Origin of the sequence: Coleofasciculus sp. (assembly GCF_046539235.1) — a bacterium.
GTDB lineage: Bacteria > Cyanobacteriota > Cyanobacteriia > Cyanobacteriales > Coleofasciculaceae > Coleofasciculus.
In genome coordinates, this window is sequence record NZ_JBKHHI010000250.1 from 1 (window position 1) to 9,743 (window position 9,743).

Below are 9,743 nucleotides of genomic sequence, written 5' to 3' on the forward strand. Positions count from 1 at the left end.
AGAAATTTTAATAAAGATGTTATAAATAAATCGCTATATCTTGGATAGCATCGAATAGAGGCTCCGCTTACACCGAATCAGAGGTGAAGCATTGTCACTTGCTTAAACTAGACCAAACTCATGGCGATATTGGGAAATCCAAGATTTAGCCGAACATTGCCAATGGCAATGTTCGAGCGGCTGCAAGAGTTATTGCAGCAGATGCAGGTAAAAGTTGGTAGGAAAGCTGTACTCTTGCGATCGCAGGACTTGCCCATTGTATCCGTGGGTCTAGATCAACAGGTGCAACGATTTACAGTGCTGGTGTCTCCAGTGTTCCGCGCCTTGCTCATCGCGACTCCAATCGAGTCACAGGGGGAAACTGAGACAAATGCTCATTCAAGCCTGTATCAGGTTGGGTTAACCTTTGAGTCAGACGCGATCGCAAGTTTTCTCGATCAACTCACTCAACAGTTCACCCGCCAACCCCAGATTCTGCATATCTTCAAGCTTATCCAAACCTATCCAGAACCGAACCAAGGGGATATCCAGAGTGAATTTACGCTGTTGTTGATGGACATACTCACCGCTAATCCAATCAGCAACGAATCCATCCATCCTTACTGTGAGGTTGGTCAACCCATTGAAGCAGCCCTACGCCAACAGGTTGAACAGGAACGGCTAGTTAACCAGGTTACCACTCACATCCGTCAAAGTTTAGAATTACCCGTTATCCTCTCCACGGCTGTTGATGAGGTGCGCCATTTTTTGAACGTGGATAGATTATTAATCTATCAATTTGACGGCGATTTAGTTAACCTTAGGAATAAGGGCAATCAAACTGAGGTTGAGAATTTCACAGATGAATTAGAGAACGCCAACTCTCTAACTTCACCGCCTCCCTCACAACAGGATGAGGGTTGTGTAACCTATGAATCCCGCTATTCGGATGAAATTGGTTCTGTCATCAATTGGCGAGAGGAAAAGGACTGCGCCCTCTATGTTTCCAACTGTCGCACCAAATATCACCAAGGATTTACTGGGGCGATTGATGATATTGAAACTGCCTACAGCGATTCTCCCTGCTTACTCCAACTGCTGCGACAAACCCAAGTTAAAGCCAAGTTAGTCGCGCCGATTCTCGTCCAAAATCGCCTCTGGGGATTACTAATTGCCCACCAATGTTTTGCACCCAGACACTGGCAAGAAAGTGAAAAACTGTTTCTCAAGCAAATTGCCGAACACCTGGCAGTTGCCATTTACCAGGCTCAATTGTATGCCCAACTGCACCAACAAAAAAGTAGCCTAGAACAGCGAGTGATTGAGCGCACCCAGGAACTTCGGGATGCACTGCAAGCGACACAAGCCGCTAACCATGCCAAAAGTGAATTTCTGGCGGCGATGAGTCATGAGTTGCGGACACCCCTGACTTGTGTAATTGGACTATCGGCAACATTATTGCGGTGGTCATTGGGGGAGGGAGGTAGCAAAACTGTATCCCTTGAGAAACAACGGCGTTATTTACAAACCATCCAAGAGAATGGGGAACACTTACTGGCACTAATTAACGATATTCTTGATTTTTCCCAATTAGAGGCGGGAAAAGCCGTTTTAAATATCAACGAATTTTCCCTGCGATATCTTGCCCAGCAAACCTTACGATCCTTAAAAGAAAAAGCCAGCATTGGTCAAGTAGAATTAATCCTCGATTGGCAAGTCCCTACCCCCAAGGATCGCTTTCAGGCTGATCCAGGCCGACTTCGGCAAATTCTGTTTAACTTATTGGGAAATGCGATAAAATTTACCCCAGCTGGTGGTCAGGTCACTTTAAGGGGTTGGCGAGAACAGAATCGAGCGGTGTTTCAAATCGAAGACACGGGGATTGGTATTCCCCAAGAACAGATTCCCCTCATGTTTCAAAAGTTTCAGCAGTTAGAGAAAACCTATCAGCGTACCTACGAAGGTACAGGTTTAGGGCTAGCCCTGACTCAACAATTGGTCGAACTCCATGGCGGTACAATTGAAGTTGAATCAACTGTGGGAAAAGGGTCTATTTTTACCGTTTGCTTACCCCTGCAATCGGTTGTTCCAGGAGGAACCAAATCACCCGCCTCATCGGGAAAGGGATCTTCGGTGCCAGGGAGTATAGTTTTAATCGAAAATAATGAAGCTAGTGCGACAGCCATCTGTGAAATTCTCACGGCGGCGGGTTATCATCTAGTTTGGCTGATCGAAAGTTCGACGGCGGTGAGGCAAATTGAACTGCTGCAACCCCATGCCGTGATTGTGGATTGGCAGTTATCGGCAATGGACGGATATGAGATCAGCTATTATCTCCACCATAAGACGACAACAGCACACATCAAAGTTTTGGCTTTGATTACATCCTCACTCTCAGCCGATGAACAGCAAAAACTCAACGCCCTCGTTGACGATTACTTACCCAAACCCGTAGAACCTGCCCAACTTCTGCACAAAGTTGCCACATTGATGGCAACATGAAGTAGTCCTTTGTCCTTTGTCCTTTGTCATTTGTCCTTGGTTGTTGACTTAATCAATAAGGAGTGTAAGCATGAGCGAATTTCTAGATTTCCTCAAACACAAGTATGCCTATGTCGCGATCGGGGAATTTAAGCCCGGTAAATTTGAACAAGCCCAACAGCTTTATGAAGAAGCCGTCTCCACCTACACTCACGGATTCCAAGGGGCATACATGCTGCGAGAACCGGGAACGGATAAAGGAATTGCCGTTATCTTTTGGGATCATATCGAAGACATGGATGAAAATCAAAATGAGGCTTATCAACAGATTTTGGAGAAGATGTCTCATTTATTTATCAAGCCACCCACGACTACATTTTATCAAGTGTCTAGTCAAATACCCCCTTCTGTGAAAACAGCAGAAGAATAATCATGCTACTTTGGTTCTTGTGTAGGGGCGACCCGCTTGCACTAATCAACAACGGTGTCCACCCAATTTGCTCGGGTCGCCCTTTACTAAAACGATTTTCGACCAATGACCAATGACCAATGACCAATGACCAATGACCAATGACAAAATCATTCATTCATATTGCGGTAAGTTGCCACCGCTGATGGTGAAATCCGGTTCAGATAACGGAAAATCCAATATTTAATCACCGAATCGAGAATCACCGGAAACGTGGCAATAAACAAAAAGATAAAATCATGATTTTCGGGAATCCCGAAATGTCGCGAAATTGCCGCCAGAATCACTTCCCAACCGTGGGGAGAGTGAAATCCGACAAACATGTCTGTAAACAAAATAATGATAAAGGCTTTGGCACTATCACTGAGTCCGTATACAATATCATCAATAAATGATTTTAAAACCACAAAATCCGCTTTGCTAGTCACAATCACTCCCGCAAAAAAAGCGAGAGAAATTAAGTCAGAAAAAATATTCTTAATCGCATCAGAACTGCGATACTGATAGTCCTCAGCTAGCTCAGTGGCTTTTGTTCTCAGCCGTTCTTCCATTTCTTCCGAGGATAACTTTGGTGCCATTCCCAATAGGCTTTTAAAATGCAGTTCCTCTTCAAACCGCTGGAGTTCGGTGAAGGCTTCTTCCTTCATGTCGATGTTTAAAAAAATACCCGGCTCATTGTCTGAGCGAAACGAGTCAACAATGGGTCCAACCACAAAGGTTTTAGCCACCTGATGAGCTAAAATGGGAACAATGATCAGGGTTAAAATAAACTTGATCGAAATTAAGGTTTTGTCTCGAGACGTGCGAAACTTTTTGACAACTTCCTCTTCAGCTTTGGGATCAAGTTCCCGCTGCAGGCGGTTGACGGTTCGCAGAATTGACCGAGGCACAACCCCGGTTTTATCTGATACAGTTTCTAATGCATCATTTTGGGGATTAACCCTAGCCTGCTGCAACGGGGATAAGGTTTTGGTATTGGCTGTAGTTCTGGAATTGCCGTTGGCTTGAGCCACTTGATTGGCAGATAGCGGGATCAAGGAAACGGAGGATGGCTCAGGTTCTGAATATCGTTTTAATATTTGATCAATAAAGTTGAGTTTCTCAATGATAATTGCTTGCTTTTCGGTTAATTCGATGAGATCATAGCGGTATAAATTATCTTTGGAACCGAGCAAGCTATTGGTTGTTTTTGGCTCAGAAAGACGAAAAAATGACCGACTGGTTCTAAATTCTCTTAAGCGAACTCGAATCGTATTTAAATATTTCTTTAAGTCAGCCTCGAAATAGGAAATAACACTATCACTATGTTGACTGGATTGAGCCGAAATTTTTTGCCCATTAAAATGCTCATCTTCAATGGATTTAATAGTTAACGCAGCTTTGTAAGCTTGATCTAAGGCTCTTTCGGGGGTATCCGCGAACCATTGGTTAGCCAGACGTAAAATAGAGGGTAGCTTCATCGAAACGGCTAATATCTCAATAAAAAATAGTCCGGAGCGTTCCTGGCTCTCAATCGCCAGAATTAATATAGTTTACTTTACGTGGTATGTTAACAGATATTAAGTCTAAGTAGGTTGGTGGCAATAAATCCACCTAGATTAAGTTCTGTAAATAAACCTCAAACCCTTACATAAACGTAGCTTGCTTCTCAAGGGAGCGAGTATGACAAATGACAAATGACAAATGACGAATGACGAATGACGAATGACGAATGACGAATTCGATTTGGATTAGTGGCGGTACTCGCACGGGCAAAACAAGTCGGCTGGTGACTCTGTTTCGCCAATGGGTAGAAGCGGGATGGGGTCGATCGCGTCAGCTATCTTCTCCCATTGTCCACAAAAAGCGGCGCGATCGCTATCAGACGCCAGCCCTGTTAATTTTGGCAGCCAATTCTGATAATCGTCGGGAGTTGACAGATCGCCTGACGACGACGTTACAAGGGCGTTATCCAGTGCGTTGTCAGACTCCCTTGGGCTTCTTTCAGGACGAAGTAATTCTATTTTGGCCCCTTTTAATCCAACGGTTAAATCTGAGAGCCCAGTTTCCCCTGCGCCTGCGCCCGGAAACCGAACAGGATTTAGCCATGCAATTGTGGCGTCCCCACCTGGAATCTGGATTAATTCCGATACCGGGAACTAATGAGTCAGTTCGGGTGCGGCGTCTGTTAGATTTGTTACAATTAGCCGCCCTGAGTGGAACACCGATTGAAGAGATTCCCAGGATGCTAGAACAGGGAGTGGTGGAACTCGAAGCCACCCCGGATCAATGGGAATTAATCGGTAAACTGCTTTTAGATTGGCGGGGGTGGTGTCTGGATAAAGGGTTGTTGACATACAGTCTGGTGGGTGAACTCTATTGGCGGGAAATGTTACCCGATGCTACCTATAAAAAGTATTTAACCCAGCGTTATCGGGCGATACTGGCAGATGATGTGGATGAGTATCCGGCGATCGCACGGGATTTGTTTGATTTACTCTTAGATCAGGGTATCGTGGGGGCGTTTACCTATAATCCCCAGGGTCAAGTGCGCTTAGGTTTAAATGCTGATCCGGATTATTTGTCGGGATTAGCCTCTCGGTGTCAAGTGGAATCCTTACCGTCACAGCCGAATGATTCCTTAGCCGATGCGTTATCGCCAATGGCGGTAGACCTACTCAACGACCCCATGATATTGTCAGACTTGCCGGAGTTTTTGCGATCGCTACAAACCACATCCCGCGCTCAGTTGTTGCGCCGTACCGCTGAGGTAATTGTAGAAGCCGTGAAGTCAGGACAAGTGGAACCGGGGGATATTGCCATAATTGCACCCGGATTAGACGCGATCGCCCGGTATACTTTGACCGATATTCTCAGCAAACAGGGAATTCCCATCCAACCCCTGAACGAACAGCGTCCTCTAATTAGTTCCCCCTTAATTCGAGCCTTATTAACCCTATTAACCCTTGTCTATCCAGGGTTAGGGCGGTTAGTGGATCGAGAGGCGATCGCCGAAATGTTGGTGGTTCTCAGTCATACACCCGAACCTGTGGCGAAGGCTGAAGCAGACTCTCCCATCCCCAGTCCCCATATTGACCCGGTGCGGGCGGGTTTACTCGCCGATTACTGCTATTCTCCTGATCCCGACTCCCCCCACTTATTACCTGTTGAAACCTTTGCCCGTTGGGATCGCTTAGGACATCGGGCGACAACGGCTTACACCCAGATTCAGCAATGGTTAGAGGTGCAACGAGAACAACAGCAACAGCGCCTAATTCCCTCCTGTGTGGTGATCCTCGATCGCGCTATCCAGAAATTCCTGTGGAATGGCTCTAATCTACCTTACGACCAAATTGCCGCTTTGCGGGAACTCATGGAAACCGCCCAACATTATTGGGAAGTGGATGGACGATTGCGGAAACTCCCCGCTAATACGACTGATCAGGAAATAGCCAGAGGGGGAACACCACCGCAGGCGACGATTTCCCAATTTATTCAGTTATTACGTCGGGGAACCGTCACCGCCAATTCTTTTCCCCTTCGTCGTCTCCCCGCTACGGCTAATTCAGCCGTTACCCTAGCCACCATTTTCCAATATCGAGCCGCCCGTGGCTATCATCGTTGGCATTTTTGGTTAGATGCGGGATCTCATCTTTGGAGTCAGGGAGGTGCAGCGACGTTATTTGCAGCGCCCTTATTTCTCAAGGATTGGTTTGGACAGCCTTGGACAGAAGCCGATAAAATCCAAGCAGATGAGGAACGCCTACAGCGAATTTTACAGGATTTGTTAGGGCGAGTGGGTGAGCGAGTGTATTTGTGCCATAGTGATTTAGCCGTCAATGGGACAGAACAAACGGGTCCGTTGTTAAACTTAGTTCATTCCTCAATAGAGTTAACGGCTGAGTCAGTTGTGAGTCATTGAATATATCCAGGGTGCTTGGGGTTGCTTTGGAAACTTTGTTACAACACATAAGACACCGATTGAGTCACATTCTGCTGTAAACTCACGCTTAAATAACACAGATTGACACAAAGAGACGTTTCAAGTGATCGCACCCAAGACACAATGAGCGCGTGTTTATTCGGTTCGAGTACCTCCGAAATCAAAATTAACCCTCGCACAATATCACCAATTGATCGACTGTTTTGGTGACAGTAAGTAATACCATAATGTTCTACACCCTGTTGATGAAGGATTAAAAAGTCTTCGTCGTGGGTAAATATTACTCGCTGTTGAGAAATCGCGAAAGCTAATTGTTCTTCATCGGTGGCACCTAAAAGTCCTACTTCTGGTGTTGTGGTGACATCAACACCCCGTTGTTTCAAGGCTTGAGCGATCGCCCGATCAACTTGCTCATCTAAGTGCCACCTGATTTTTTTCAAAACTCTATCCTCTTAATTTTTGCTGCACTTTGGAAGGAGTTTTTGCTTGCAATTCACGCACCAAAGCTTTACCGTCTCGCATTTGTTGTTGTATTTCTTCCAGATGATCATGGTAATAAGCTAAAGCTGCGTATACATCGGATAACGTAATAGTCGGATATCGAGACACAATTTCATCGGGAGACATTCCCTTATGTTCATGCCAAATGACAACATCTTGAACCCTAATCCGATGTCCAGCAATGCGCGGTTTTCCACCACATACGCCTGGGGTGATTTCAATGTGTTCGGAGATTACTGCCACCATAGACTATCTGCAACCTTACAATGAGCATCTGTCTTAGCTTATCTTAATCTAAAGCTATCTCTACTCAACAATGGCTGGGATAACCTGAGCAATCATGCTAAGGGTGATCAGGTTTGGGAGATGGGTTGAGGATCGCCTGTTGGTTTATGGTATACTTTTCATCGTTGGAAAATATGCCTGCCTATAGACTCTATATATAAGGTGGCAGACGAGGACATAAAAAGAGCGATAAGCTTCGCTTGGGATTGATCCAGATTCTTTGTGATCACACAGATGACACAGATTGAATCACATTCTGCCAGAGACTCACGCTTAAATAACACAGATTGACACAGAAAGACGTTTTAAGCGATCGCACCCAAGATAAGCTGTTATGTATTTCAATGGGGTATTAGTAGCGAGCAAGATGCAAAGCCTGCGGCATGGCTTCGCTAAACGCACTACTACAAGAATTTCCTGGTTATTGACATTAATTAAATGCCGAACAGCGTAGGGTAGCACAGAGAGAGGTGCGCCCTTGTGGTAAATGGCGTCACTGATGATGATCTAGAAGCGGTGCGACGGTTGAGGTAGAAATTGTCATTAGTAAATGCGATCGCGTGTTTGGCTGAATTTCTGTCTCGCTCATTAACGCTTTCTTAATTAAATTGACGCAAACTTCATTAATAACTTGAGTGCTAACGCTGTTTGAGGTTACAGTAATCTTTACACAGTCAATATTTTGCAGGAGTTGCCGATAGGCTTCGGGGACTTCTATCTTGCCATCCTGTACCTTGGCGGTAAATTCAAGGGTTGACATTTTTGGCTGCTAATTTAACGGATATCTTATCCTCAATAGTACAGCAAAAATTCAAATCTATGGCACAGAAGTTTTGGCAACTTTGGTAACTAAGGTAACTGACCGTAGTTGTACTGTACAGCTACTACGTCAATGTGTTCCTCAGATACAGCACGATACATAACATACCAATACTTGAACTTAATGAAATACAAATCCGCGTATTTCTCTGATGTACAGTGCATTCCCTGACCCACAAATACTAAATTTCGCAGAAACTCACGCAAGGGTTTACGGAATTGTTGGGGAACACCGCCCTTTTTATTTCTGATGTCATCTAGGGCGGCTTTCTGAAAGGTGACTCGCATTTAGTCTCCAAACACCTCGGCTTCTTCTTCCTGCGTGGCAAATTCGTCGCGACGAGAAGCGGAAATTGCCTCGTCTAACCGTTCCAGAGAACCATGTTGCTGTTCATAGCTTTTGAGAAAGGCGGCTGTAACGGCTTTCCTGATCTCCAACCCGTTTTTGATCAGGGTTTCATAATGGTTTGGATTAACCAGATAAGCCACAGTTTCGCCATTGCGGGTGACGAGGATATCAGCATCTTTTGCCATCTCAGCAATTTTGGCAGTATTTTTGAGTTCGGTGACTTGGGCGTGACGCATGGGAAAATCTGGGTCTTTGATCACGGTGTTACTCATATCAACCGCCTGAACGAGGATATAATTACGCCCTGATTATACCCTAATTTGGGGTGCGATCGCTAGGTGTTTATCCAGACCCTTTGTGATAACACAGAGGACACAGATTGAATCACATTCTGCCAGAGACTCACGCTTAAATAACACAGATTGACAAAGATTGACGTTTTCAGCGATCGCACCCAAGATAAGCTGTTATGTATTTCAATTGGGTATTAGTAGCGAGCCACCGATGATGATCTAGAAGCGGTGCGACGGTTGAGGTAGAAATTGTCATTAGTAAATGCGATCGCCTGTTTATTCATGGTATACTTTTTATCATGGAAAAATGTGCCTACCTATAGACTCTATACATGAGGTGGCAGAAGAAGAGACAAGACAACAAGCAGGAAACAATAGCATGAACATTGACATGAGCGATCGCAATGACACAGACACTAGATAAATTTACAGACCAACGGTTTACCCACTTAGGAATCAACTGGCAAGAATTTCGATTCATTCAAGAGGGATTCAAGAATTCCCCTGGAATACGACTGTTCTACTACAAGGGTGAGGTAGAAATTTGGGCAGTTTCACAAGACCACGAACTCTTCAGTCGGACAATTGCAGGTTGAAGCGGTTAGGGAATTCAGACGGGCAATTTCTCAAGGGGAGTAGTAATTG

General features: G+C 45.0%; 9 protein-coding genes and 1 pseudogene. 4 read left to right on the forward strand and 6 right to left on the reverse strand.

Annotated features, from left to right (window positions below; translation table 11 throughout):
* Positions 1-120 precede the first annotated feature (120 nt).
* Both ACLFWI_RS19870 and ACLFWI_RS19875 read left to right on the forward strand, forming a co-directional pair.
* Complete coding sequence (locus ACLFWI_RS19870) at positions 121-2,481, forward strand: hybrid sensor histidine kinase/response regulator (RefSeq protein ID WP_446414346.1); 2,361 nt, start codon at positions 121-123, stop codon at positions 2,479-2,481.
* Between the two features lie 70 nt (positions 2,482-2,551).
* Positions 2,552-2,890, forward strand: a complete 339-nt coding sequence (locus ACLFWI_RS19875; protein ID WP_446414347.1) for an antibiotic biosynthesis monooxygenase — start codon at positions 2,552-2,554, stop codon at positions 2,888-2,890.
* 149 nt (positions 2,891-3,039) lie between these two features.
* Here ACLFWI_RS19875 and ACLFWI_RS19880 read toward each other — a convergent pair whose 3' ends face one another.
* Complete coding sequence (locus ACLFWI_RS19880) at positions 3,040-4,389, reverse strand: proton extrusion protein PcxA (RefSeq protein ID WP_446414348.1); 1,350 nt, start codon at positions 4,387-4,389, stop codon at positions 3,040-3,042.
* 251 nt (positions 4,390-4,640) lie between these two features.
* Between ACLFWI_RS19880 and ACLFWI_RS19885 the strand changes: the two genes are divergently transcribed.
* Positions 4,641-6,830, forward strand: coding sequence for a recombinase family protein (locus tag ACLFWI_RS19885; RefSeq protein WP_446414349.1), 2,190 nt, complete (start codon positions 4,641-4,643; stop codon positions 6,828-6,830).
* Between the two features lie 161 nt (positions 6,831-6,991).
* On the opposite strand, the pseudogene ACLFWI_RS19890 reads toward ACLFWI_RS19885, so the two are convergent.
* The 5 genes and pseudogenes from ACLFWI_RS19890 to ACLFWI_RS19910 form a co-directional block, all read right to left on the reverse strand.
* Positions 6,992-7,291, reverse strand: a pseudogene (locus ACLFWI_RS19890) (DUF5615 family PIN-like protein); the annotation flags it as partial.
* A gap of 4 nt (positions 7,292-7,295) precedes the next feature.
* Positions 7,296-7,598, reverse strand: coding sequence for a DUF433 domain-containing protein (locus ACLFWI_RS19895; protein ID WP_446414350.1), 303 nt, complete (start codon positions 7,596-7,598; stop codon positions 7,296-7,298).
* 532 nt (positions 7,599-8,130) lie between these two features.
* Complete coding sequence (locus tag ACLFWI_RS19900; protein ID WP_446414351.1) at positions 8,131-8,397, reverse strand: hypothetical protein; 267 nt, start codon at positions 8,395-8,397, stop codon at positions 8,131-8,133.
* A gap of 89 nt (positions 8,398-8,486) precedes the next feature.
* The gene (locus tag ACLFWI_RS19905) at positions 8,487-8,744 is read right to left on the reverse strand and encodes a hypothetical protein (protein WP_446414352.1); all 258 of its coding nucleotides are present in this window, start codon (positions 8,742-8,744) and stop codon (positions 8,487-8,489) included.
* Positions 8,745-9,077, reverse strand: a complete 333-nt coding sequence (locus ACLFWI_RS19910) for a hypothetical protein (protein ID WP_446414353.1) — start codon at positions 9,075-9,077, stop codon at positions 8,745-8,747.
* A 425-nt stretch (positions 9,078-9,502) separates the two neighbouring features.
* Here ACLFWI_RS19910 and ACLFWI_RS19915 point away from each other — a divergent pair, with 425 nt between their 5' ends.
* Positions 9,503-9,694 carry a hypothetical protein gene (locus ACLFWI_RS19915; protein ID WP_446414354.1) on the forward strand — a complete coding sequence of 64 codons (192 nt, stop codon included), beginning with the start codon at positions 9,503-9,505 and terminating at the stop codon, positions 9,692-9,694.
* The last annotated feature ends 49 nt before the right edge of the window (positions 9,695-9,743 follow it).

Coding starts and splice junctions, on each gene's coding strand:
- ACLFWI_RS19870 (WP_446414346.1), top strand. CDS start 121: ATGGCGATATTGGGAAATCCAAGATTTAGCCGAACATTGCCAATGGCA.
- ACLFWI_RS19875 (WP_446414347.1), top strand. CDS start 2,552: ATGAGCGAATTTCTAGATTTCCTCAAACACAAGTATGCCTATGTCGCG.
- ACLFWI_RS19880 (WP_446414348.1), bottom strand. CDS start 4,389: ATGAAGCTACCCTCTATTTTACGTCTGGCTAACCAATGGTTCGCGGAT.
- ACLFWI_RS19885 (WP_446414349.1), top strand. CDS start 4,641: ATGACGAATTCGATTTGGATTAGTGGCGGTACTCGCACGGGCAAAACA.
- ACLFWI_RS19895 (WP_446414350.1), bottom strand. CDS start 7,598: ATGGTGGCAGTAATCTCCGAACACATTGAAATCACCCCAGGCGTATGT.
- ACLFWI_RS19900 (WP_446414351.1), bottom strand. CDS start 8,397: ATGTCAACCCTTGAATTTACCGCCAAGGTACAGGATGGCAAGATAGAA.
- ACLFWI_RS19905 (WP_446414352.1), bottom strand. CDS start 8,744: ATGCGAGTCACCTTTCAGAAAGCCGCCCTAGATGACATCAGAAATAAA.
- ACLFWI_RS19910 (WP_446414353.1), bottom strand. CDS start 9,077: ATGAGTAACACCGTGATCAAAGACCCAGATTTTCCCATGCGTCACGCC.
- ACLFWI_RS19915 (WP_446414354.1), top strand. CDS start 9,503: ATGACACAGACACTAGATAAATTTACAGACCAACGGTTTACCCACTTA.